Annotated in this window: 19 protein-coding genes; 15 read left to right on the forward strand and 4 right to left on the reverse strand. The window is 56.0% G+C overall.

Going from position 1 to position 23,914, the window contains the following annotated elements; translation table 11 throughout:
• The first annotated feature begins 350 nt into the window (after positions 1-350).
• From ABU190_RS06665 to ABU190_RS06685, 5 genes are all read left to right on the forward strand, one after another.
• The gene (locus ABU190_RS06665) at positions 351-1,862 is read left to right on the forward strand and encodes an anion permease (RefSeq protein ID WP_271849443.1); all 1,512 of its coding nucleotides are present in this window, start codon (positions 351-353) and stop codon (positions 1,860-1,862) included.
• A gap of 90 nt (positions 1,863-1,952) precedes the next feature.
• The gene (gene fumA, locus ABU190_RS06670) at positions 1,953-3,602 is read left to right on the forward strand and encodes a class I fumarate hydratase FumA (RefSeq protein ID WP_354690790.1); all 1,650 of its coding nucleotides are present in this window, start codon (positions 1,953-1,955) and stop codon (positions 3,600-3,602) included.
• Between the two features lie 215 nt (positions 3,603-3,817).
• A complete protein-coding gene (locus tag ABU190_RS06675; protein ID WP_047370704.1) occupies positions 3,818-4,756 on the forward strand; it encodes an AEC family transporter in 939 nt (312 codons plus the stop codon).
• A 184-nt stretch (positions 4,757-4,940) separates the two neighbouring features.
• On the forward strand, positions 4,941-6,626 hold the full coding sequence (locus tag ABU190_RS06680; RefSeq protein ID WP_354690791.1) for an NAD-dependent malic enzyme: 1,686 nt from the start codon (positions 4,941-4,943) through the stop codon (positions 6,624-6,626).
• A gap of 174 nt (positions 6,627-6,800) precedes the next feature.
• Positions 6,801-7,553, forward strand: a complete 753-nt coding sequence (locus tag ABU190_RS06685) for an alpha/beta hydrolase (protein WP_354690792.1) — start codon at positions 6,801-6,803, stop codon at positions 7,551-7,553.
• A gap of 3 nt (positions 7,554-7,556) precedes the next feature.
• On the opposite strand, the gene dhaR is transcribed toward ABU190_RS06685, so the two are convergent.
• Positions 7,557-9,479 carry a dihydroxyacetone kinase operon transcriptional regulator DhaR gene (gene dhaR / locus ABU190_RS06690; protein WP_354690793.1) on the reverse strand — a complete coding sequence of 641 codons (1,923 nt, stop codon included), beginning with the start codon at positions 9,477-9,479 and terminating at the stop codon, positions 7,557-7,559.
• A 460-nt stretch (positions 9,480-9,939) separates the two neighbouring features.
• Here dhaR and dhaK point away from each other — a divergent pair, with 460 nt between their 5' ends.
• From dhaK to dhaM, 3 genes are read left to right on the forward strand one after another with little or no spacing between them, the layout of a single operon-like run.
• Positions 9,940-11,010: a dihydroxyacetone kinase subunit DhaK gene (dhaK, locus tag ABU190_RS06695; RefSeq protein WP_354690794.1), complete on the forward strand. Its 1,071-nt coding sequence runs from the start codon at positions 9,940-9,942 to the stop codon at positions 11,008-11,010.
• A gap of 10 nt (positions 11,011-11,020) precedes the next feature.
• Positions 11,021-11,653, forward strand: coding sequence for a dihydroxyacetone kinase subunit DhaL (gene dhaL / locus ABU190_RS06700; RefSeq protein WP_039079347.1), 633 nt, complete (start codon positions 11,021-11,023; stop codon positions 11,651-11,653).
• A 15-nt stretch (positions 11,654-11,668) separates the two neighbouring features.
• Positions 11,669-13,084, forward strand: coding sequence for a dihydroxyacetone kinase phosphoryl donor subunit DhaM (gene dhaM / locus ABU190_RS06705; RefSeq protein ID WP_354690795.1), 1,416 nt, complete (start codon positions 11,669-11,671; stop codon positions 13,082-13,084).
• A 107-nt stretch (positions 13,085-13,191) separates the two neighbouring features.
• Here dhaM and ABU190_RS06710 read toward each other — a convergent pair whose 3' ends face one another.
• A complete protein-coding gene (locus ABU190_RS06710) occupies positions 13,192-13,572 on the reverse strand; it encodes a helix-turn-helix domain-containing protein (RefSeq protein WP_354690796.1) in 381 nt (126 codons plus the stop codon).
• A gap of 249 nt (positions 13,573-13,821) precedes the next feature.
• Here ABU190_RS06710 and ABU190_RS06715 point away from each other — a divergent pair, with 249 nt between their 5' ends.
• Together ABU190_RS06715 and ABU190_RS06720 are read left to right on the forward strand one after the other, a co-directional pair.
• Complete coding sequence (locus ABU190_RS06715) at positions 13,822-14,250, forward strand: DoxX family protein (protein ID WP_039079350.1); 429 nt, start codon at positions 13,822-13,824, stop codon at positions 14,248-14,250.
• A gap of 24 nt (positions 14,251-14,274) precedes the next feature.
• Complete coding sequence (locus tag ABU190_RS06720) at positions 14,275-14,823, forward strand: flavodoxin family protein (protein ID WP_354690797.1); 549 nt, start codon at positions 14,275-14,277, stop codon at positions 14,821-14,823.
• A 57-nt stretch (positions 14,824-14,880) separates the two neighbouring features.
• Here the strand turns inward: ABU190_RS06720 and ABU190_RS06725 are convergent, their stop codons facing one another.
• Positions 14,881-15,660, reverse strand: a complete 780-nt coding sequence (locus tag ABU190_RS06725) for an acetoin reductase (RefSeq protein ID WP_039079352.1) — start codon at positions 15,658-15,660, stop codon at positions 14,881-14,883.
• A 207-nt stretch (positions 15,661-15,867) separates the two neighbouring features.
• Here ABU190_RS06725 and ABU190_RS06730 point away from each other — a divergent pair, with 207 nt between their 5' ends.
• Complete coding sequence (locus ABU190_RS06730; protein WP_354690798.1) at positions 15,868-18,621, forward strand: LuxR C-terminal-related transcriptional regulator; 2,754 nt, start codon at positions 15,868-15,870, stop codon at positions 18,619-18,621.
• Between the two features lie 50 nt (positions 18,622-18,671).
• Here the strand turns inward: ABU190_RS06730 and ABU190_RS06735 are convergent, their stop codons facing one another.
• Positions 18,672-20,024, reverse strand: coding sequence for an MFS transporter (locus tag ABU190_RS06735; protein ID WP_354690799.1), 1,353 nt, complete (start codon positions 20,022-20,024; stop codon positions 18,672-18,674).
• A gap of 128 nt (positions 20,025-20,152) precedes the next feature.
• On the opposite strand from ABU190_RS06735, the gene ABU190_RS06740 reads away from it, so the two are divergent.
• From ABU190_RS06740 to ABU190_RS06755, 4 genes are all read left to right on the forward strand, one after another.
• Positions 20,153-21,049 (forward strand): LysR substrate-binding domain-containing protein, encoded by an 897-nt coding sequence (locus tag ABU190_RS06740; RefSeq protein WP_079496636.1) that lies wholly within the window; start codon positions 20,153-20,155, stop codon positions 21,047-21,049.
• A 102-nt stretch (positions 21,050-21,151) separates the two neighbouring features.
• A complete protein-coding gene (locus ABU190_RS06745; protein WP_108701462.1) occupies positions 21,152-22,045 on the forward strand; it encodes a LysR family transcriptional regulator in 894 nt (297 codons plus the stop codon).
• Positions 22,046-22,153: 108 nt separating this feature from the next.
• Positions 22,154-22,561 (forward strand): DoxX family protein, encoded by a 408-nt coding sequence (locus tag ABU190_RS06750; RefSeq protein WP_039079357.1) that lies wholly within the window; start codon positions 22,154-22,156, stop codon positions 22,559-22,561.
• A 10-nt stretch (positions 22,562-22,571) separates the two neighbouring features.
• The gene (locus ABU190_RS06755) at positions 22,572-23,528 is read left to right on the forward strand and encodes a glutathione S-transferase family protein (RefSeq protein WP_354690800.1); all 957 of its coding nucleotides are present in this window, start codon (positions 22,572-22,574) and stop codon (positions 23,526-23,528) included.
• Positions 23,529-23,914: the final 386 nt, after the last annotated feature.

Below are 23,914 nucleotides of genomic sequence, written 5' to 3' on the forward strand. Positions count from 1 at the left end.
TATCTTAAAAAAAATATGCGGGTAAAAATCTTAATTAATATCCACAAAATTTGACAAAAAGTGTATCGATTCAGCAAAAACCACAAAATGCCGCTATTTTTTATATTGGCGGCATACAATAACACCATTAGATAATTTTCTTGATCGCGATCAATTGTCGAAAAAGCGAAAGAAGCATTATAGAAACAGACCCAATTTTTAATTCCTCGCAAAGCTTATTGCGGGAAACACCCATTTATTTAACGTGCCAGAGTTGAATTTAATAAGTAAAAAAAGTTTTGTAACTAAAGTCATTAAATTCCCATTGTCTGGCGTGAAAACAGAATCCTTATCAACCTTAGAACGCTATTATGAACGAGAAATCATCCGCTTTAGCACCGTCGCAGGTGAGTAGTAAAAAGAGTGGTAACCAGAGCAAGCTATTGATGCTGGCGCTACCGGTTATTGTCGCAGTACTCCTGCTGTTCGTACCTGTTCCGCAAGGTCTGCCGCCGTTCGCATGGCACTATTTCGCCATCTTCGTGGGTGTGATCGTCGGGCTTATCTTTGAGCCCCTGCCGGGCGCGGTTATCGGTATGACCGGTGTTGTCGTGATTGCGCTGTGCAGCCAGTGGCTGCTGTTCAGCCCGGAACAACTGGTGGATCCAAAATTCAAACTCGCCGCACAGTCCTTTAAGTGGGCGGTCAGCGGTTTTAGTAACTCCACCGTGTGGCTTATCTTCGGCGCCTTTATGTTTGCCGCCGGTTACGATAAGACCCGCTTTGGCCGCCGCCTGGCGCTGATTCTGGTGAAATATCTGGGCCGTCGCAGCCTGACACTCGGCTACGCCATTACCTTCGCCGATCTGTTGCTGGCACCGTTCACACCGTCGAATACCGCGCGCAGTGGCGGCACCATTTTCCCGATTATCGCCAACCTGCCGCCGCTGTACGGCTCAAAACCCAACGATCCGAGCGCACGTAAAATTGGCTCCTATCTGATGTGGGTGGCGATCACCGCCGCCTGTATTACCAGCTCCATGTTCCTGTCCGCGCTGGCGCCAAACCTGCTTTCACTGGCACTGGTGAAAAGCATTACCGGGCTCGACATCTCCTGGGGGACCTGGTTCCTGGCCTTCCTGCCGCTGGGTATTCTGCTGATTTTGACCATGCCGCTGCTGGCCTACTGGTTCTACCCGCCGGAAGTAAAAGTGAACGATGAAGTGCCGCTGTGGGCCAGTCGTGAGCTGGAAAAACTGGGCAAACTGTCGCGCAACGAAATCCTGCTGCTGGTGTTTGTCTGCTCCGCGTTGGGGATGTGGATCTTTGCCGCCAACTGGCTGGAACCGGCCCTCGCCGCACTGCTTATTATCGTGCTGATGTTATGGACCGGCGTGCTGGAGTGGAACGACATCACCAGCAACAAAGCCGCATGGAACACCTTCGTCTGGTTTGCCACTCTGGTGGCGCTGGCAGATGGCCTCTCCTCCACCGGGTTTATCGCATGGCTGGGTAAAGAAGGCGGTTCGCTGATGGGCAATGTCTCACCGGGCGTGGCGACCATTGTTCTGCTGCTGGCGTTTTATCTGCTGCACTACCTGTTCGCCAGTACCACGGCGCACACCACCGCTCTGCTGCCGGCCATGTTGACCATCGCGTCAACCATTCCGGGGATGAACATGCAAGTGTTCGTGCTGGTGATGGTCACCTCGCTGGGTGTGATGGGGATCATCACCCCTTACGGTACCGGCCCGAGCCCGATTTACTACGGTAGCGGCTACCTGCCCACCAAAGACTACTGGCGTCTGGGGACCATTTTCGGTGCCATCTTCCTGGCCGCCCTGCTGCTGATTGGTTATCCGTGGATTTCCATGATGTTCTGATTCCTCGCCGCCGGACACGCTCCGGCGGCGTTTTTTTGTCGCTGCCGCATGGATGTATGCGGCTCTAACCTTACAAAAAGCGAGAGAGCTATGTCGACGAAACCGTTTTACTATCAGGATCCCTTTCCGCTGGCGCATGACGATACGGAATATTATCTCCTCAGCCGCGAGCATGTTTCTGTTACCGAGTTTGAGGGGCAGCAGATACTGAAAGTTGAGCCGCAGGCACTCACCGTGCTGGCGCAACAGGCCTTCCACGACGCCGCCTTTATGCTGCGTCAGGCGCACCAGCAGCAGGTAGCCACTATTCTGACCGACCCGGATGCCAGCGAAAACGACAAGTACGTGGCGCTGCAATTCCTGCGTAACTCTGAGATTGCCGCCAAAGGCGTGTTGCCGACCTGCCAGGATACCGGCACGGCGATCATTATGGGTAAAAAAGGCCAGCGCGTGTGGACCGGCGGTGGTGATGAAGCGGCGCTGACGCGCGGCGTCTATAACACCTATACCGAAGATAACCTGCGCTACTCGCAAAACGCGGCGCTGGATATGTACAAAGAGGTGAATACCGGCACCAATCTGCCCGCACAGATTGATCTCTACAGCGTCGATGGCGACGAGTACAAGTTCCTGTGTATGGCGAAAGGCGGTGGTTCGGCGAACAAAACCTACCTTTACCAGGAAACCAAAGCGCTGATCACCCCGGCGAAGCTGAAAAAATATCTGGTGGAAAAAATGCGTACCCTCGGTACTGCCGCCTGCCCGCCGTACCATATCGCCTTCGTGATTGGCGGAACGTCTGCGGAATCCACCCTGAAAACGGTCAAGCTCGCCTCCACCCATTACTATGACGAACTGCCGACCGAAGGCAATGAACATGGTCAGGCGTTCCGCGATACGCAACTGGAAGCAGAGTTGATGATCGAGGCGCAAAATCTTGGCCTTGGCGCGCAGTTCGGCGGGAAATACTTCGCTCATGATATCCGGGTGATTCGCCTGCCACGCCACGGCGCCTCCTGCCCGGTGGGCATGGGCGTCTCCTGTTCAGCAGATCGCAATATCAAAGCCAAAATTAACCGCGACGGTATCTGGATTGAAAAACTGGAGTCGAATCCGGGCAGATTCATTCCGCAGGCACTGCGCGAAGCGGGCGAAGGCGATGCGGTAAAAGTCGACCTCAATCAACCGATGGCTGACATTCTTAAACAACTGTCACAGCACCCGGTCTCCACCCGCCTGTCCCTCTCCGGCACGATCATCGTCGCCCGCGACATCGCCCATGCGAAATTACAGGAGATTATCGACCGTGGCGAAGAACTGCCGCAGTATGTGAAAGATCATCCGATTTATTACGCAGGCCCGGCGAAAACACCGGAAGGCTATGCCTCCGGCTCCCTCGGCCCGACCACTGCCGGACGTATGGACTCTTATGTCGATCAGTTGCAGGCGCAGGGTGCAAGCATGGTGATGCTGGCAAAAGGCAACCGCAGCCAGCAGGTGACCGATGCCTGCCATAAACACGGCGGCTTTTACCTCGGCAGCATTGGCGGCCCGGCGGCGGTACTGGCGCAGCAGAGTATTAAAAGCCTTGAGTGTGTGGCCTACCCGGAGCTGGGAATGGAGGCTATCTGGAAAATCGAGGTGGAAGACTTCCCGGCCTTCATTCTGGTTGATGATAAAGGCAATGACTTTTTCCAGCAGATCCAGAATAAACAATGCGCTAACTGTGCAATGAAATAATTATCTTACGCAGGCCGGTATTTTCCGGCTTGCGATTTTCCGCCAAAGCAATATTATTAACACATCCTCTCCCCTCACTAATTAAACTAAAGTAAGCATTCTGTAATTATTTAAAGCGGAGTGAGTGTGACTACCGTCACTCACTATTACAGAAGAGACCGCTAAATTATCCACTGTCAGTACCCTTATAATAAAACATTGGCACAGGATAATTTATGCAATCAATTTTACTTCAATCTTTGTTCCCTTTAGTTTTCATCATGGTATTAGGTTGGTTGAGCGGAAAATTAGGCTATACCAAGCGTGAAGATGCCAATGTTATGGCATCTGTGGTTATCCGTTTCGCTCTGCCTTTTCATCTTTTTATTGGCGCATTAAATACTGACCCGGAGAAAATACAGAATCTGTCATTTATGGCAGTGCTGGTTATTGGTTTGATGGGGTCTTATTTATTTACCCTGCTTGTGTCCCGTTTTGTGTTTCGTCACGATATTAAGACCAGTGCCATACAATCACTGGTCTGCGCCTTCCCGGATATGGCCTATTTTGGCGCACCGGTACTGGCGGTATTAATCGGCCCGGAAGGCTTTTTAGGCGTGCTGATTGGCAACGTGGTGACCAGCGTATTTATGATCCCGCTGACCATTGTCCTTATCCGTATGGGCGATAAAAACCACACCGAAGATCTGAACCCGGTGAAAATGGTGTTGCAAAATCTGTGGAAAGCGGCGCGTAACCCTATCGTCTGGATCCCGGTAACCGGTATTCTGCTGAGCCTGGCGGGCGTGAAGTTGCCGCATCTGCTCAGCTCGCCGATTGAGATGGTAGGCAAAATCGCCGGTGGCTTATCGCTCTTCGCACTCGGTCTGCTGTTTTACGGCGAGCGCCCTTCTTTCAACATTCAGACCTGTACCAATATTGGTATTAAAAATTTAATTCAGCCGATCATGATGGCCGTTGCCGGCTTAGCGTTCGGCCTGAATCATACGCTGATGCAGCAAGTCGTGATTATTGGTGCCACCCCTTCGGCTATTGCCGCCGGGATGTTTGCCCTGCGCAGTGATACTTATGTCGAATCGGCGTCATCGTCCATATTATTAGGGACGGCGCTGGGCGTTATAACCGAAGGGTTCATGATATATTTGGTTTCATAAATCAAGTATCAACAGATGTTATTTAACTAATTAAAGCTTTAATAAATTAAACAAACCCAAAGTCAGCGCCATGTGCGATTAGAATGGCATGGCGTAACTTCATCAACACCAGGCGACCTCATTAATAGCGGCAATACGTTGCCGTTTTTGCAGGCAAGGTATGTGTTTATTCAGGAGTCGTAACATGTTAAAAAAAGAGATGCTGTACACGCCTTATACTGGCGCAGTATTGCTGGAAACCCCATTATTAAATAAAGGCCTGGCGTTTACCCAGGAAGAGCGCCAGGCACTCAATTTAAATGGATTGCTCCCTGACACGGTAGAAACTATTAAAGAACAAACCGACCGGGCATGGGCGCAGTTTTGCGATTTCAAACGTGATATTTCAAAACATATTTATTTGCGCAATATTCAGGACACCAACGAGACATTATTTTATAACCTGGTGCGCACGCATTTAAGCGAAATGCTGCCGATCATTTATACCCCGACAGTGGGCGAAGCCTGCGAGCATTTCTCCGACATCTATCGCCGGGCCCGTGGCCTGTTTATCTCCTGGCCGAACCGCCACCAGATTGATGAAATGCTGCAACAATTTTCACGTAACGATATCCGCGTCATTGTGGTGACAGACGGTGAGCGCATTCTGGGCCTCGGAGACCAGGGCGTGGGCGGAATGGGGATTCCCATTGGCAAACTCTCCCTCTATACCGCCTGCGGCGGCATCAACCCGGCCACTACCCTGCCTATCATGCTTGACGTCGGCACCAACAATGCCCAACGCCTGGACGACCCGCTCTATATGGGCTGGCGGCACCCGCGTATTACCGATGATCAGTACATGGAATTTATGGACATGTTCATCGATGCGGTCAAAGCCCGCTGGCCGGATGTCCTCTTACAGTTCGAAGATTTCGCCCAGAAGAACGCGACGAAATTGCTCAACCGCTACCGGGATAAACTGTGCTGCTTCAATGATGACATTCAGGGCACCGCCGCCGTTACGCTGGGCACCCTGATCGCCGCCTCACGTACCGCAGGCGTCAATTTACAGGATCAGCGGATCGTCTTTTTAGGCGGTGGCTCCGCAGGCTGCGGCATTGCGGAAAAAATCATTGCTTATATGGTCTCAACAGGCTTAAGCGAAGCCCAGGCGCGCGGCCGCGTCTTTATGGTCGACCGCTTTGGCCTGCTGACGGACGACATGCCGAACCTGCTCGATTTCCAGCAAAAACTGGTGACCCCGCGCGAGGCTATCGCCCACTGGGATGTGGAGCAGAACAATATCTCTCTGCTGGATGTGGTGCGTAACGCCCACCCGACGGTCATGATCGGCGTTTCCGGTCAGCCGGGCCTGTTCAGCGAAGAGATCGTCAAAGAGATGTACAGCCACTGTCCGCGCCCGATCATTATGCCGCTCTCCAACCCGACCTCCCGGGCGGAAGCGCAGCCGCGTGACCTGATTGAATGGACCCAGGGCGCGGCGCTGATTGCCACCGGCAGCCCGTTTGCACCGGTGCATTACGATGGCGCGGTCTACGAGATTGCTCAGTGCAACAACGCCTACATTTTCCCAGGGCTGGGGCTTGGGATCCTCGCCGGTAACGCAAAGCGGGTAACGGAAAACATGTTAATGGCCGCAAGCCAGGCGCTGGCCGCCCATTCACCGCAGGCCACCCTGGAGCGCGGCGGCCTGTTACCGGCAGTGGAAGATATTGGTGAGATTTCGCGCGCCATTGCGTTGGCCACTGCGCGTGCGGCTCAGCAGGATGGCGTTGCCCCGCAGGCCAGCGACGACGAACTGCATGCGGCAATCGAGAAAACCTTCTGGCAAGCGCAATACGCTCCCTATAAACGCGCATCGTTCTAAACCCGCGCAGACAGGGGAAAGGATCTCCCCTGCTTTCAGGCCGTAGACCGTGAGTAAACATGGCGGGTTTTATAATTTTTGACATAACCTAAATGGGGGGGAATGATAGCGGTTTTATGCTATTGCGTGGATGCTGTCGGCGCGCGCAAAAAACGTCATCACAAGGAAAAACCGATGAACGCATTTTTCTCTACCCAGGCCGGTTGCGTTGTCCGCTGGTTAGATCTCCCCGGCGACGGTGTGCCGCTGGTCTTTGTGCACGGCCTTGGCTGCGCCTCCTCTTACGAGTACCCCCGCGTGGTCTGCGATAAAAACTTCCAGGGCCGACGCGCCATCCTGATTGACCTGCCAGGTTACGGTTATAGTGAGAAACCAAAAGAATTTCGCTACTCCATCAGCGAACAAGCCGCTGTTGTCTGCGAACTGATTGCCCATTTACAGCTTGATGATTACTTCCTGTATGGACATAGCATGGGGGGCAGTATTGCCATTGAAGCCGCAACCCAACTTAGCGGTTTACGTGGCCTGATAGTCTCGGAGCCCAACTTCCGCCCCGATGGGGGATTTTTTAGCCGCCAGATTTGTCGGGTCGATGAAGAGACCTATATCACTCATGTCTATGCGCTCATGATGAACAACTATAAAAACCCCTGGACCGGAAGTTTATCGGCCGCCGCCCCCTGGGCTGTCTGGCGTGGCGCATCCAGCCTGATTACCGGCAATCAGTGGTTTGAAATGTTTGTTGAACTCAATAAGCCCATCTGCCTGCTGTTTGGCGCAGAATCCCTGCCGGATGATGATTTTACGCAACTGAGCGCCATGGGCATCGCCACTGTGGAACTGGCCGACTGCGGGCACAATATGTCGTGGGAGAACCCACCCGCCCTTGCCGCCGCGCTGGCCGCGTTCTGCACAGCGCACGAATAGTCCTTAGCGCAGGTGCGTGCGCTTAAACTGGCTGGCATCAATGTCGTACTGCTTCATCTTGCGCCACAGGGTGGTACGACCAATATTGAGCAATTGCGACATCTCCTGTATTCGCCCGTTGGTCACTCTGGCGGCCTGGATAATCGCCTCTTTTTCAACGGCGGAAAACGTCAGGTTTGCGGATAGTCTGGCGCCCGGTTCCTGCGGTGCACTCCCTTCGTTAAACAACCACTCCGGCAGATGGCTCAGGCGAATATGGCCCTGTTCGCTGCTGATCGCGATATTTTCAATAATGCTGTTGAGCTCGAAATCATTCCCCGGCCAGGAGTAGGCCACCAGCCGGGCCAGCGCATCGTCATCTACCCTAAGCCGCGAGGAAAATCGTCGCTCCAGCCCGCGCAGACGGCTTTGTACCAGGGCAGGAATACTGTCGCGACGTTCCCGCAGGGGCGGGATGACGACCTCAAAGGCGCGCAAAGCATAATAAAGCTGACGGCTAAAGCGGTTTTGCTCCACCAGATTCCCCAAATCGACCGTGGTAGCAGCAATGACTTTGATATCCACCGGTACCAGACGTCGGGCCTCAAGCCGGGTAAGCACCCCCTGCTTGATCACCTGCAATAGCGTTGATTGCAGCTCGGGGGCCAGATACTCGATTTTTTCCAGAAACAGCGTACCGCCATTGGCCAGTTCCAGGCGGCTGAGGCGCCCTTTCTCATTTTCCGTCGCCGCGCTGCCCATAAAATCCAGCCCCAGCGCACTGTCGGCATACAACTGGCAGTTAACGGCGATATACGGCCCCCCGGCGCGTTCGCTCTCGTTGTGAATGGCCTGCGACATCAGCTCCTTACCCACCCCCTCTTCCCCGTACAGCAGAACAGGAAACGCCCCGCGCGCCGCCTGACGACCGGCCTGGATCAGTCGGCGGGTTTGCGGATCGTCGGCGGGCATCTGCTCGAAGGTATGGCTGACTTTACCCAACTGGCTGGTCATTAACTGCCGCATCTGCTCGACCGGGTGTAGCAGCAAAATAAAGCTATTCCCCTGCTCTTCGACGATGGGTTTGAGGGTCACCACCGCATCAATAAACTGGTGCTGGCTTTCGAACGTCACCTCTGCGTGATTAACCGCCTGGGCATGTTTAATCGCCCGGCGAAGCAGCGCGGGCAATGTCACCAGATCGCTAATGTTTTTCCCCTGGCTGACCTGTACGTCGAGATACAGCATGCGCGCCGCCTGCACGTTGAGAAATTGCAGCACCCCCTGCTCATTCCAGGCCATCACCCCGTCATCCATACTCTCCAGCAGGCCGTACATCTGATTCAGATGGCGGTTAGATTCCGCCAGCAAATTGTCCGTCAGAAGCGAGTTGCCAATTTCTCTGGCCGTTGCCAGCGTCAGCGACAGATCCGCCGGGGAGGCATGTTCCGCCCGGCAGCACAGCGCAATAGACCCGGACAGACGACCATGGTTGTCAAATACCGGCGTTGAGCAAAAGGCCCACGGGAACAGCGCCTGTTTGAAATGCTGGTTGCCCAGCGTCTTTACCGGCTGGCCCATTATCGCCGCCAGCGACAGCGCACAACTGCCAATAATACTTTCCGCACAGTAGCTGCCCGGCAGGAAGCCGAGCCGGGACAGCGCGTTAAGCGTGTCGGGATGGCCACAGCGACTCAAAATACAGGCAGACTCATCAAGGATAAACAGCGCGCAGGGCCGCCCTTCCATATATTCCAGAGCATCCTCCAGCGCCGCCTGACCAATCGTCAGCAGCCCGGTTTTACGGCGGCTGATCGTCTCAAACGTCAGCCCCTGTGCCTGGTGCGGCGTGCCCCAGGTGTCACGCTGCATGATCTTTTCGCAGCGCTGCCAGGAGTGGGCGATGAAGGAGGCGACATCCTGTTCTGTCGTTTGATGCTGTGGCATGCGCGGTTCCGTCTGAGTCGGGTAACGAGCGTTATTGTCGCTACAGCCGAAAAAAGAAATCAACGTAAACGTTCCATTATGGAACCTGCGTCAATAACGCTGACCCACGATGCGATCCGCCTCGCGTTGGCTGCGGCACTGAGTGGCTGGCAATGTTCGCTGTCCTGGTTCGCTGATTTTTTACACAAAATATATTCTGCATTGGAACCGGGGTAAAAAAGGCGGGCATTGCTCGCATTTTCCCCCTTTCTCCGGCAAAAGCGTTCCGTTATGAAACATTTCCTGGCAAGGGCGTTTCACTATGAAACCCATTTTTTTGGCGTTTTCTTTTTCGCTCGCCAGAGGAGAATCAGCACATCGGCCAGGGAAACCCGCACGACGGGTATCCGCCGCTGATGCCCTACAACATCAGGCCTGCGCGCTGCGGATGGCCTGGCTCACCTCCTGCGGAGTATGAATAATGAAAAAACTGATTAACCGTGTGGAAGATGTATTAAGCGAACAATTAGCTGGCCTGGCAAAAGCGCACCCTGAGCTGACGCTGCACCAGGACCCGGTGTATATGACCCGCGCCGATGCCCCGGTCGCCGGGAAAGTGGCGCTGTTATCCGGCGGCGGCAGCGGTCATGAGCCGATGCACTGCGGCTATATCGGCAAAGGTATGTTAAGCGGTGCCTGCCCTGGGGAGATTTTCACCTCCCCCACGCCGGATAAAATGTTCGAATGCGCCATGAACATTGATGGTGGCGAAGGCGTGCTGTTAATCATCAAAAACTACACGGGCGATATCCTCAATTTCGAAACCGCCGCTGAGCTGCTGCACGACAGCGGCGTGAAGGTCACAACCGTGGTGGTGGATGACGACGTGGCGGTGAAAGACAGTCTCTATACCGCCGGACGCCGTGGGGTGGCAAATACCGTCTTGATTGAAAAACTGGTCGGCGCCGCCGCCGAGCGCGGAGATTCACTGGATGCCTGCGCGCAGTTGGGCCGTAAGCTCAACAATCAGGGGCACTCCATTGGTATCGCCTTAAGCGCCTGTACGGTTCCTGCGGCCGGTCAGCCTTCGTTTACGCTTGCGGACAACGAGATGGAATTTGGCGTGGGTATCCACGGCGAACCGGGGATCGACCGCCGCCCGTTTAGCTCGCTTGATGCCACCGTCGACGAGATGTTTAACGTGCTACTGGAAAATGGCAACTACAGCCGCACCCTGCGCGAATGGGATCACACCAGCGGAAGCTGGCAGGAAGTCAAACAGAGCAAACAGGCCCTACAGCGCGGCGATCGCGTTATTGCGATGGTCAACAACCTGGGCGCAACGCCGCTGTCTGAGCTGTACGGCGTTTACAACCGGCTGGAAACTCGCTGCCAGGAAGCCGGTATTGTCATCGAACGTAATCTGGTCGGTAGCTGGTGTACATCACTGGACATGGGCGGCTTCTCCATTACCTTGCTGAAAGCCGACGACGAAATCCTCGCTTTGTGGGATGCACCAGTTCACACACCGGCCATGACCTGGGGTAACTAAGGAATTTTTTATGTCGCTGAACAGAAACCAAATTGTTGACTGGCTCTACCGCTGCGGCGAGGTCTTCACCAAAGAGAGTGATTTTCTCACCGGCCTGGACAGGGCCATAGGTGATGCGGACCACGGCCTGAACATGCATCGCGGCTTTAGCAAAGTGGTGGAAAAACTGCCCGCCATTGCAGACAAAGACATCGGCTTTATTCTCAAAAACACCGGTATGGTGCTGCTCTCTAACGTCGGCGGGGCCAGCGGTCCATTGTTTGGCACCTTTTTTCTGCGCGCCGCGCAGGCGACCCAGGCCCATCAAAGCCTGACGCTTGTTGAGCTGCATCAGATGATCCGTGAAGGCGCCGAAGGGGTAATCAGCCGTGGTAAAGCAGAGCCCGGCGACAAAACCATGTGTGACGTCTGGCTGCCCGTCGCGGAATCGCTGGAGCAGGCCATCGCGCAAAACCTGTCCATTCCCGCGGCTCTGGATGCCGCAAGCCAGGTGGCTGAAAAGGCAGTTCAGTCGACCATCACCATGCAGGCCCGTAAAGGCCGCGCCAGCTATCTGGGCGAACGCAGTATTGGTCATCAGGACCCAGGCGCAACCTCGGTGATGTTTATGGTTCAGATGCTGGCGGCAGCCGCGAAAGCGTAAAAGAAGGAAACGGCGATGGTTAACCTGGTGATTGTTTCTCATAGTGCCCAACTGGGCCAGGGTGTCGGGGAACTGGCCCGGCAGATGTTAACGGGAGATGGCTGCAAGTTAGCCATCGCCGCTGGAATTGACGATCCTGATAATCCGATCGGCACCGATCCGATTAAAGTCATGGAGGCCATTGAGTCGGTGGCCGACACCGATCATGTGCTGGTGATGATGGATATCGGTAGCGCCCTGTTAAGCGCGGAAACCGCCCTGGAACTGCTTGACCCGGACATTGCCGCAAAAGTGCGTCTGTGCGCCGCGCCTCTGGTGGAAGGTACCCTGGCCGCCACGGTTAGCGCCGCCACGGGGTCTGACATTGACAAGGTGATTGCCGATGCGCAAAACGCTCTTGAGGCAAAACGCGTTCAGCTTGGTCTCGACGCCCGGCAGAAAGCGCCCCCACAACCACAAACAGACGATGAGACACACGAAGAGGCGCTCACCGTCGCAGTGACCGTGAACAACCCTAACGGCCTGCACGTTCGCCCGGCATCTCGCCTGGTGGCTGCGCTGGCCGGTTTTGACGCCCGGCTGTTGCTGGAAAAAGAGGGAAAATGCGTCAGGCCGGACAGCATCAATCAAATCGCCCTCCTGCAGGTACGCTGCCACGACACCCTGCGCCTGATTGCCCGTGGCCCGCAGGCAGCGCTGGCGCTGGCGGCCTTTGAACGGCTGGCACAGGAAAATTTCGGGGAAACGCTCACGGCGCAGCAACCTGCGGTAACGCCAGATATTCCAGTCCAGATTAAAGGCCAGGCGTTGCGCTATACCCCTGTCGAGCTGCCGCTGGCCCAGGCCACCGTGCGAACACCGGAAGAGGAAATGGCTCGTCTGCACAGTGCCGTTAAGGACACGCTGGACGATCTGAGCGACCTGATTCGCCTGGCGGAAGAGAAGTTTTCCCCCGAGATCGCCGCCATTTTTGCCGGTCACCAGACCCTGCTTGACGATCAGGAACTGATGGATAGCGCCTGGGAGATGCTACGCCAGCGAAAATGCACGGCGGAATGGGCGTGGCACAAGATGCTGATGGAACTTAGCAGCCAGTATCGCCATCTGGATGATGCCTATTTGCAGGCACGCTATATCGATATAGAAGATTTACTGCATCGCACACATCTTCATCTGGCACAGGCGCTGGAAAACATCCCGACGCCGCTGCGCCCGAGTATTCTTATTGCAAGCGATCTCTACCCGTCCGTCATGCTGCAACTGGAAAAGAAAAACATCGCCGGGATTGCCCTGCTGCAGGGTAGCCCGCACTCTCATAGCGCGATTATCGCCAGGGAAGCCGGGATCCCCGTGCTGTATCAGCAAGTCAGCGCACTGGCTAAAGTGCGCAGCGGTGACGTCCTTACCCTCGACACTGCCCGGCCCCAATAAACTGACGACACTCCTCAGGCGGGAGTGTCGTTTTTTAACGCCTGTCTGACAGGTGTGTTCACTGTGTCACATTATTCACGCAATACGTCCAGGCTGTGGATGTCCTGCTAGCTGGCGGGATTGGCCTTATCAAAGGCCGCCTGGGCCGCCAGCATGGCGTCCATATTGTCTTCTACCCACAGTGTCAGAAACGACATGGTGTGCGTCAGCGTTTTGCCTAACGGCGACAAACTGTATTCCACCGTGACAGGCACCGTGGGGAAAATTTTCCGCGAGACGAGCCCGTCACGCTCCAGCTTTCGCAGCGTCTGCGTCAACATTTTCTGCGTAATCCCGCGAATATGTCGTCGCAAACTGTTAAAATGCTGCGGCTCTTTTTCCAGACAGCCCAGAACCAGCAACGCCCATTTATCGGCCAGCCTTGAGAGCACATCACGCGTCGGGCAGCGATCGTCGTAAACATCGTAAGGTAATTGCAGTTTATTCATAACGATAGTTTCTCTTACAAGGTTTCCTCAGGGAAACTTAGTGGCCTTCAGGTGCCTTCTTTCATGACCCCAGGATAATGTGTATAAATCGCTTCAGGTATCTATTGGATACTAAGGCACTCTGAATGACAAAGTATTTATACATACCTTGCTCACCCGCTGTGTCGAAAAAATAAACCTGCGAATATTTGACCACCTTTCGCGCAATAACGCGGCAATCCGTGGTGCAATAAAATAAGAGATGACATCGTGTTGAATAAATTTGATGAAGCGTTTACCCGGTACACCAGGCATCCTGATTTTGGCCGATTACTGCTTCGGTTAACGTTCGGCATTTTAATGCTTTTTCATGGCGTTGCCAAAGTGAACCACGGCGTAGACTGGATTTCCGCGATGCTTGAAGCAAAGGGGTTACCCGGATTTATCGCCCAGGGTGTTTATATCGGCGAAATTGTTGCGCCCGTGCTGATCATTATTGGCTGGTTAACCCGCCCTGCCGCTTTTATTTATGCCTTTAACATTGTGGTGGCAACATTGCTGGTGGGTACAGATAAATTCTTTACCCTGACCAAAGTCGGGGCATGGGGACTTGAAAGTGAAGCACTCTATTTCCTCGGCGGCCTGTGCATTATGTTTCTTGGCGCCGGGAAATACAGTCTGTCTGGTAATAAAGAATAATCATTCACCATTGAGGGACTACCTATGAGTATCGTTGTTGTCTATTTTTCTGGCTACGGCCACACCTCCCTGGTTGCGGAAAATGTTGCTGCCGGTGCCAGTGCTGAGCTGATTGCTATTAATGAAAATGGCGAAATCACAGAAAGCGACTGGCAAAAGTTAAACGACGCGAAGGCGATTATTTTTGGCGCGCCGACGTACATGGGCGGCGTACCGTGGCAATTTAAAAAGTTCGCTGATGCCACCTCTAAAGCGTGGTTTACCCGTAGCTGGCAGGATAAAATTTTTGCGGGTTTCAGTAACAGCGCCAGCCTGAACGGTGACAAACAGGTGACGTTGCAGTACCTGCAAACCCTGGCGTCTCAGCACGGCGGTGTGTGGGTGAGCCTTGGCTTGCCGCCGGCGAATACGCTGGCCGCGTCGCGTGAAGATCTGAACAACCTGGGCGGTTCTGTGGGCCTGCTGGTGCAGTCTCCGTCCGATGCGGGCGCGGATAAAATCCCGTCTGGCGACCTTGCCGCAGCGACTAAATTTGGCGAACGAGTTGCGGCGATTACCGCGCGCTTTAACTGATTTGGCGCACGCATAAAAAAGGGCAGCCTGCTGCCCTTTTTACATATCAAAACAGGCTTAACGGTAAACAATACCGCCATCAATCAGAATCGACTGGCCGGTGACATAGTCAGAATCCGGGCCTGCCAGGTAAGAGACCAGGCTTGCCACATCATCCGGGGTTTCCGCGCGTCCCAGCGCAATCCCTTCGACATATTTCTTATACGTTTCACCCACCGGTGCGCCTGTGATCGCCGCGAAACGCTGGTCGATTTCAGTCCACATCCCGGTGCCCACAATCCCCGGACAGTAAGCGTTCACCGTAATACCACGGCTGGCATACTCTTTTGCCGCCGCCTGCGTCAGCGCACGGACGGCGAATTTGGTCGCCGAGTAAATGCCTAACATCGCAAAACCGTCATGGCCGGCAATAGAACAGGCGTTAATAATTTTGCCTTTCTGCTTACGTTCTTCGAATTTTTTCGCCGCGGCCTGAATCCCCCACAGGGTACCCTGCACGTTAATCCGCATAATGCGATCCACCTCTTCCGGGGTGACATCGGAGAGCGGTTGTACCTGCGCGATACCGGCGTTGTTAACGATGATGTCAAAACCACCCAGTTCGCGTTCCGTCTGGGCGATAGCCGCATAGACCTGTTCACGATCGGAGATATCGGCCACGAACGTCGCGGCTTTGCGCCCTAAGGCTCTGACCTCAGCGGCGACGGCTTCCAGCGCTTCTGCCTTCATATCCACCAGCATGATTGCTGCGCCGTCTTTAGCCAGACGCAACGCAATGCCTCGCCCAATCCCTTGACCGGCACCGGTTACCAGCGCGACTTTATTTTCGATAGCCATACTTTCTTCACCTCATCCTGACAAAAAACACTGCCTTAGCCACGGCAGCAGACTGGGCTTACACTACCGCCCGCCCGAGGCGTGGCCTACCCCCTCTGATGGGGGGGTGAGCACGCGAAGTGACGAGTCGCCCGGGTGTGACGCTGGTTCCGCCCTGCCTCCTTGAGTACACTCGGGGGAAAGAGAACAGAACGAGGTTGCGGTTGTATGGCATTTTTGTCCCCCACAGGTCACCTGCCCATAGAGAACGTTGACGAAGAACCTTTCCGATTTACACGCAACCTCCCGCTGATCCTCACAAAACTCACGCCGCCGCGTACCCCTGGCGTCGTGCTGCAACGCGACCGTCTTCTAACGCGACTGGACAACGCCGCCTCCGGTAGCCTGACGCTGGTCTGCGCGGCTGCCGGGTTTGGCAAAACCACGCTGCTTTCCCAGTGGTACCAACACCGTCAGGCACAGGGCGATGCGCTGGCCTGGCTCAGTCTGGAAGAAGAAGACAGCACGCCATTACTCTTTATGCGCTACCTGCTGGCAGCGCTGAGCCCGCTCTATCCGGGCTGGAGCGATACCTTCCAGCGATACCCGGAAGGGGCGCATCCTGGCGATTTTTCACTGTTTCTGGCAGAACTGGTCAATCAGCTTCATCGCTGTTCGCACCCGCTTTATCTGATTCTCGATGATTACCAGAGCATCCGAAGCCGCGAAATCCATGATGGGCTAACCTGGCTGCTCCACCATGCCCCGGCGTCGTTACATCTGGTTATCGGCAGTCGCAACCGCCTGCCTCTGGTGCTCAGCCGCCTGCGGCTTTGGGAGCAGTACACGGAAATCGAAGACAGTGAATTGCGCTTTAACGATGCCGAAGCCCAGGCCTACTTCGCCCGGTCAGTAACGCCACCGGTTAAAACGCGCGATATCCCGCAACTGATGACACTGACAGAAGGCTGGGTCGCAGGGATGAAAATTGCCGCCCTCTCTCCGCGCAGGCATGACGCAATGCCCGGCATTGGGGGGGTACTCAGTGGTGGTTCGCGCTCAATCAGTCGCTATCTTGAAGAGGTCATTTTCGCACCGCTGCCTGCCAGCGTGCTCCACTTCCTGATGCTGACCTCGCTGCTGAATCGTCTGCATCCGGCGTTGTGTGATGCGGTGACGGGGTTAAATAACGGCAAAGAGATGCTCACCTGGATTGAGCAACACAATCTGTTTCTTAGCGCCCTGGATGAGGCGGGATTCTGGTTTCGCTACCACCCGCTGATGCGCGATGCCCTCTCCCATCGCCTGCAACAGGATGCCACCATCGACATCCGCCAGCTTCACGAGCGCGCGGGTAACTGGTTCGCCGCCCAGCAGCTCTGGGCAGAAGCGATACGCCATGCGCTGGCGGCCGGGAAGTCGCTCGCCCGACACGCAGAAGCCGGGGCACAATCACTGGCGGAAGAAGGCGATATCGACACGATGGTGCGCTGGATCCACCATCTGCCTGCCACGCCCGATCCTTCGCGTATTGAACTACAGCTTAATCTGGCCTGGGCGCTGGCGCACCATTGCCGCTTTACCGACGCCCGCCAGTTGCTTGATGCCATTGAGGCGATGGTGATGACACGCGCAGAGCATCTTCCACGGTCAACGTGGGTAAAGCAGCGCGTGGTGCGCGCCATTTGTGAGGCCTTCGCCGATAATATTTCCGGCAGTCTGCCGCTGGTTGAACCGTTGCTGAATGAGGTTCCCTGTGGGGATATCTGGGTGGATGGGCTGGTCTGCAATATCCTCAGTTATTGCCATCTCGCCCTTGCCCACCCGCAGCGAGCGCTGGAGGTGCAGCAGCACGTTTCCGGCAACCAGGCCACCAACCGCAACCTGTTTGTTGAGGTCTACCGGGTCTTTGTGCTGGCACTCGGTCAGTTGCGTCAGGGGGATCTGCAGGAAGCCGAACGCCAGGCCATCCAGGCGTTGCACCATGCGGAGCACCATACCGGACAAAATTCCAGTAGTGGCGCCACGCTGGCCCCGCTGCTGGCCGAAATCGCCTGGGAGCGCGGCGACAGCGAACGGGTCAACAGTTTGCTGAACCTGCGTCTGGGCATGATTGATGATTTTTGCCCGTCGGATGGTCTTAGCCTGTGCTACGTGGTGCTTGCGCGTCAGGCGCAGTTGAATGCGCAACCTGATGAGGCCATGACACTCTTACGCCATGCCGGGCAACTGTGTAGAGATCGCGGCTGGTGGCGTGCGCGCATTGCACTACTTGCCGAAGAAATCACCCTCCACCTGAATACCGGCAAGAAAGATAACGCCCGCAGGCAGTTCGCCCTACTCCAGCAACTGGCGAGCGAGCCGAGGGCGGTGGAAAATAGGGTTGTCGGCTGGCACCGGGAGATCTGCGAAAGCCGCCTGTTACTGGCCGAAGGCGATGCGCTGACGGCGGCGGCGATGCTGACTCCCGTGATAAATGAGCAGGAGCGCTGTGGTGAATGGCTGGCGGCAACGCGCTTGCGCATCCAGCAGGCCGTGGCGTTCTGGCAAGCCGGTGACGAAAAACAGGCTATGGCGGCGTGCGTTCCGGCACTCCCGCGCGCCGTCGCGCAAAACATGCAGCGCACGCTGCTTGATGGCGGATCGGCGTTACTGGCCCTGCTCAGCCGGTTGCGTGAACAGTTCCAGCTCGATACGGCATTGACCGCCGTCATCGCCAGCGCCGGGGCGATGCTGATGTCCGGGGGGATTCCCCCCCTGGCGACACACGAAGCCGCGACGCAGGGGCTACGGTTGACCGAACGCGAGCAGCAGACCTTACGGCTCATCGCCGAAGGACACTCCAACAAAGGCATCGCCCGCACGCTTGGCATCTCGGTTGAGACCGTCAAGTGGCACCTTAAACAGTTGTATGAAAAGCTGGCGGTGAGCGGACGTATTCAGGCGGTGAACCGGGCGAGAATATTGGGTTTAATGGGTTAGCGAATTTTCGCCTGCCTTGTGTGACAGGCGAAGAACAGGTTAGTCACCGGTTACGCCGACCGACGAGCGCAAAATGCCACACACATTCCCACCAGCGCGGCCCCACTCAGCCACTGGAACACCAGACGCCACGCCTCCAGTGACGGATGCGCCCCCAACAGCACGGTAATAATTGCCAGCATCATCGCCCCGGCGGTGTACTGACTGGTGACCATCAGCGCACTGGCCCGCCCCTGTAGCGCCACAGGCGTGGCCGTCAGCCCGATGGCAAACATCGCCGGATAAATCAGCCCGTGACCCAGGCCACTCAGCGCAATACCGAGCATAAAGGCAAGCGAAAACGGCACAGTGAGTGTCGTCGACAGCAGCCACAGCCCCAGCCCCGCAGCGGCAAACCCAACGGTTAACACCCCCGCGCTGGAAAAGCGTACGCTCAGGCGGGTATAGAGACCGTTGCCAGCCACAATCAACACTGCCAGCGGGGTAAACAACAGCCCGGTCACCACCGCCCCCAGCGCCAGTGTCTGCTGCCAGAGCAGCGTCATGGCATAGAACTGACTACCGACGCTTGCCATATAGCAGGCGCTACTGAGCCAGCCGCTTTGCAGCCCCGGTAACGTGCGAAGCCGTTCCGACAACAGCGGCCTGGCGGCAAAGCGCTCATGTACGATAAACAGCACCAGCATACCCAGCGCCAGACGGTTTGCCAGAAAATCAGGCTGCCCGGTTTCGGCGTAGCGCATCAGCGCCCAGACGACCGCCCCGGCGGTGGCACAGCCTGCCAGCGCCCCAAACCCTCCGGGCTGTTTCTCTCCTTCGGTTCTCAACAGCGGGAAGTCCCGGCTAACCCGCCAGAGCGCCAGCAGCCCTGGTGGCAGATTGATAAAGAAGATAGCCCGCCAGTTTAACTCGGCCAGCAGCCCACCCAGCATTACGCCTGCCACCAGCCCGAGCGCGCCAATCGCACTCCAGATAGCCAGCGCCCGGCGATGGGCTTCGCCCTGAAAACGCTGCGCCATCAGCGCCAGTACCGCCGGTTGCAGGAGTGCCGCCGCAACGCCCTGACCCGCACGAGCGGTTAACAGCAGCGCGGCGCTCTGCGCCAGCCCACCGATGACGGACGCGAATAAAAACAGCCCCATCCCGATGGTAAATATCCGCCGGGCCCCCAGACGATCGCAGAGGCTTCCCCCCAGCAGCAGCAGCCCGGCAAAAATGAGCCCGTAGAGGGAAACAACCCATTGCATTTCGCCAGCCGTGAGCGCTAAATCCTGCGCCAGCGTGGGCAGCGCCACGTAAACAATGGCGTAATCCAGCGCAATCAGCGCCTGGGCAATGCCCGGTACCAGCAAAGGAAGAGAACGCGATGTTTGCGGTGTTGTCGTCAGATTAATGTGCGTCATCAGGCTTCCTGTTCATTGAATAATAATGAATAATCCTCATGGATTACTTGCTCTTCATACAGGCTACGCCTTATTAATTGACGTAATCAAAGTCATAGTTTTCAGCAAAAGATGAGTTAAATTCATCCATGAAATTACGTCGTCTGCCACCGCTTGGCGCGATCCGCGCTTTTGATGCCGTTGCCCGCCACGCCAGTTTTAAACTGGCCGCCGAGGAAATTGGCGTCACCTCCACGGCTATCAGTCACCAGATTCGTCAACTGGAAGAGACCCTCGGCCAACGCTTGTTTACCCGTTCCGCCCGTGCGGTAACGCTCACCGCCAGCGGCGAGATCCTTTTTCGCGCCTCGGAGAATATGTTCACCACCCTGCGCGAGGCCGTCACGCTTATCGAGGCCGGTGCCCCGCCCGATGCGCTGACACTCAGCACCACCTCGAATTTCCTGACCAACTGGCTGGTGCCGCGCCTGCCGCTTTTGCACCGCCAGCTCCCGGATCTGGAGCTGCGCTTTCACAGCAGCACCAGCCTGGTGGATGTGCGCGGCGCGATGGCCGACTGCGCCATTCGCTACAGCATGCAGGCGGACGCGTCGCTGGAAAGCACGCTACTCTGGCGGGATCGTTTTGTGCTGGTCGCAAGCCCAGCTATAAAGCTGCAAAGCCCGCAGGATCTGGCCGGACTTACGCTGTTTCACATCGAAAACCGCCATGTGCCAACGCCGGAACCGGACTGGCACCACTGGAAAGAGACTTTTGGCCCGGCGGATTTAGCCGTGCAGACGGGGATCCGTTTTGATGATGAGACACACGCCATTCAGGCGGCGATTGCCGGACAGGGCGTGTTACTGGCAAGCGAACTGCTAATCCAGTACCCGCTGGCACAAGGGCTACTGCATATTGCCCTGCCGGGGGCGCTTCCCGGCGGCAATTACTATTTTGTCACCAGCGCGGATAAAGCCAGCCGCCGCGATGTGCAACAGTTCAAACAGTGGCTTATCAAGGCTTTTGATGACGTGACGTTGTAACGAAAAGACAAGAAACACGCGCTGTGACCAGGTGAAAACGTAAGCGGTCCCCCCTGGGTTTTGCTATGGTATTTTTTTGCTGATGAGAAGCGAGTAGAACGAATGGAGCGGCTGGATTGCGACCGTATGTTTGTCGCGGTGATGGAAACAGGCAGTTTTACGGCGGCGGCGCAACGGTGTGGTACCAGCCATGGTCAGGCATCGAAATTGATCTCCCGGCTGGAGAGCGAACTGGGCGTTAACCTGCTGCGCCGCAGCACCCGCTCACTGACCCCCACCGAGGTGGGCCTGGCCTACTACGAACGAATCCGTCAGCTTCTGGTCGATTACGACGCGCTTAATGATGCCGTTCGCAATAGCGCCAACGCTCCTTCCGGGCTGCTGCGCATTTCGGCCCCTGTCACGTTTGGCGTCTCACAACTGGCGCCACATCTGGTGGAATTCGCCCGCCGCTACCCGGATATCGAACTGGATGTCAGTTTTTCCGACAGGCTCGTCAACGTGGTGGATGAAGGCTTTGATCTGGCCCTGCGTATCGGCAGCCTGAGTGACAGCAGCCTGATTGCCCGCCGTTTATGCCCGATTCGCAGTGTGGTCGTCGCCGCCCAAAGCTACCTTGAACGCCACGGCGAACCGGTACACTGGTCAGAGCTGGAACAGCACGCCCTGATTGTTGATACCAATTTTCGCGATCCCTGGCACTGGCCGTTTCGCGATACCCAACAGCAAATGCATTTGCAGCCGGTTCGCGGGCGAATCAAATTCTCCAATGCGGAAGCCTGTATGGAGGCCGCCTGCGCCGGGTTGGGGATTGCCAGAGTGCCGATGTTTATCGCTGAAAAAGCATTGAATGCGCAGCGTGTGGTGCCCATTCTGGCTCCTTTTGAGGCGCCGCCGCTGGCGCTCTATGCGGTCTATCCCCCGGCCCGCTATCTGGCGCAGAAAGCCCGCGTGTTAATCGATTTTCTGGCGGCAACATACGCCTCGCTGTCGTAGCCATGATTGTTTCCATTATGGAAATAAATATCCTCTTTTTGACCCAATAATCATTAGGCTGGAAACACCCTATAGTCCTTTCATCAACCTATTCGAGAGGACACAACCATGACTGATTCACGTACTGCTCCCTATGCATCTCTGCTGTTGCGCCTGGCGCTGGGTATTCTGTTTCTGGCGCACTTTAGCCTGAAATTCTTTGTTTTTACCCCGGCGGGTACCGCGAAGTTTTTTGCCTCCCTCGGTCTGCCTGGCGGGCTGGCCTATCTCACCATGGCGGTTGAACTGGTGGGGGCGATTGCGCTGATCCTCGGTATCTATAGCCGTATCGTTGCCATCGTGCTGATTCCGATTCTGTTGGGCGCTATCTTCACCGTTCACGGCCCGGCTGGCTTTTTCTTCACTAACCCGAACGGCGGCTGGGAATTCCCGGCATTCTGGATAGTGGGTCTGCTTGCTCTGGCGCTGACCGGTGATGGAAAATACGCGCTCAAACCGACCCCTTTTAAAGGCTAAAGGAGTACACATGCTGATTGACGGAAAATGGACGGCGGACTGGCACCCGGTGCAGGCCACCGATGAAAAAGGCGGGTTTGTGCGCCAGACTTCCAGTTTTCGCCACTGGGTGACGCCTGACGGGGCGCCCGGTATCACGGGCGAAGGCGGTTTTATCGCCGAACCGGGACGCTACCATCTCTATGTCGCGCTGATTTGCCCGTGGGCCTCGCGTACGCTGATTGCCCGGAAGCTGAAAGGGCTGGAAGAGGTTATCAGTGTCTCGGTGGTTGAACCCTGGCTGCTGGAGGAAGGCTGGCATTTCGGCGATTACCCTGGCACCGACCGCGACACGATCAATAACGTCGAGTGGCTGCATCAGCTTTATACCAAAGCCGATCCAACGTTTACCGGTCGCGCGACGGTCCCGGTGCTGTGGGATAAGAAAACCCATACCATCGTGAATAACGAGTCCGCTGATATCGTGCGGATGCTCAACAGCGGCTTTGGCGAACTGGCGCGTGGCAGTATTGATCTCTACCCCGCCGCCCTGCGCGAAGAGATTGATCAGCTCAACGCCGCGATTTATCCAACGCTGAATAACGGTGTGTACCGCGCCGGTTTTGCCACCACCCAGGTCAGTTATGAAGAGGCAGTCAGTGATGTGTTCTCCATGCTCGATACGCTGGAAACGCGTCTTGCAACGCGGGAATTTCTCTGCGGTGGACAGCTAACCGAAGCTGATATCCGTCTGTTTGTGACCCTGGTGCGCTTTGATGCCGCCTACCATGGGGTGTTCAAATGTAATCGGCGTAAGCTTGCGGAATACCCGCATCTGGACCGCTATCTGCGGACAATGCTGGCGGTTCCGGGCATCCGGGAAACGGTGAATATTGATCACATCAAGCAGGGCTACTATTCCATCAAGGCGCTCAATCCAAATGGGATTGTTCCGCAGGGGCCGGATCTCAGCGCCTATGGTTTATAAGTCAGTCGCAAAAAGCGAGATCATCGCAGGGTGAGGAGGCCAGGCGGCTATGGAGGAGGGTTCCGTTCACTTTACGTTCATGGCGAAATGGAATCTCCAAACACGTGACCGGGTAAAGGACCGCGTTCCCCTTTACAATCCCCGCGGCCACGGATGGCGGCGCAAGCGTCTGAGCCAGGCTACAAAACGTTCAGGCCGCACTAAATAGTCCCCTCTCCCTGTGGGCTGAGGAATCCCCACAAAAATGCGAGCACGATCGGTCCCCTCTCCTCTTTGGGGAGAGGGTTAGGGTGAGGGGGAAAATGCGGCTCTGATGGTCATTCCGTTCACCTTATGTTCCTTGCTTTTCTGTCGCGACAGAACCCGTGAACGTGCCAGGGTGGCTC

Source organism: Phytobacter sp. RSE-02 (genome assembly GCF_040578655.1).
GTDB classification, from domain to species: Bacteria; Pseudomonadota; Gammaproteobacteria; order Enterobacterales; family Enterobacteriaceae; genus Phytobacter; species Phytobacter diazotrophicus.

Excerpts from the sequence above, each read along its gene's own strand:
- dhaL (WP_039079347.1), top strand. The coding sequence starts at position 11,021 with ATGTCGCTGAACAGAAACCAAATTGTTGACTGGCTCTACCGCTGCGGC.
- ABU190_RS06740 (WP_079496636.1), top strand. The coding sequence starts at position 20,153 with ATGAAATTACGTCGTCTGCCACCGCTTGGCGCGATCCGCGCTTTTGAT.
- ABU190_RS06730 (WP_354690798.1), top strand. The coding sequence starts at position 15,868 with ATGGCATTTTTGTCCCCCACAGGTCACCTGCCCATAGAGAACGTTGAC.
- ABU190_RS06735 (WP_354690799.1), bottom strand. The coding sequence starts at position 20,024 with ATGACGCACATTAATCTGACGACAACACCGCAAACATCGCGTTCTCTT.
- fumA (WP_354690790.1), top strand. The coding sequence starts at position 1,953 with ATGTCGACGAAACCGTTTTACTATCAGGATCCCTTTCCGCTGGCGCAT.
- ABU190_RS06680 (WP_354690791.1), top strand. The coding sequence starts at position 4,941 with ATGTTAAAAAAAGAGATGCTGTACACGCCTTATACTGGCGCAGTATTG.
- ABU190_RS06755 (WP_354690800.1), top strand. The coding sequence starts at position 22,572 with ATGCTGATTGACGGAAAATGGACGGCGGACTGGCACCCGGTGCAGGCC.
- dhaK (WP_354690794.1), top strand. The coding sequence starts at position 9,940 with ATGAAAAAACTGATTAACCGTGTGGAAGATGTATTAAGCGAACAATTA.
- ABU190_RS06720 (WP_354690797.1), top strand. The coding sequence starts at position 14,275 with ATGAGTATCGTTGTTGTCTATTTTTCTGGCTACGGCCACACCTCCCTG.
- dhaR (WP_354690793.1), bottom strand. The coding sequence starts at position 9,479 with ATGCCACAGCATCAAACGACAGAACAGGATGTCGCCTCCTTCATCGCC.
- dhaM (WP_354690795.1), top strand. The coding sequence starts at position 11,669 with ATGGTTAACCTGGTGATTGTTTCTCATAGTGCCCAACTGGGCCAGGGT.
- ABU190_RS06675 (WP_047370704.1), top strand. The coding sequence starts at position 3,818 with ATGCAATCAATTTTACTTCAATCTTTGTTCCCTTTAGTTTTCATCATG.
- ABU190_RS06665 (WP_271849443.1), top strand. The coding sequence starts at position 351 with ATGAACGAGAAATCATCCGCTTTAGCACCGTCGCAGGTGAGTAGTAAA.
- ABU190_RS06745 (WP_108701462.1), top strand. The coding sequence starts at position 21,152 with ATGGAGCGGCTGGATTGCGACCGTATGTTTGTCGCGGTGATGGAAACA.
- ABU190_RS06750 (WP_039079357.1), top strand. The coding sequence starts at position 22,154 with ATGACTGATTCACGTACTGCTCCCTATGCATCTCTGCTGTTGCGCCTG.
- ABU190_RS06725 (WP_039079352.1), bottom strand. The coding sequence starts at position 15,660 with ATGGCTATCGAAAATAAAGTCGCGCTGGTAACCGGTGCCGGTCAAGGG.
- ABU190_RS06710 (WP_354690796.1), bottom strand. The coding sequence starts at position 13,572 with ATGAATAAACTGCAATTACCTTACGATGTTTACGACGATCGCTGCCCG.
- ABU190_RS06685 (WP_354690792.1), top strand. The coding sequence starts at position 6,801 with ATGAACGCATTTTTCTCTACCCAGGCCGGTTGCGTTGTCCGCTGGTTA.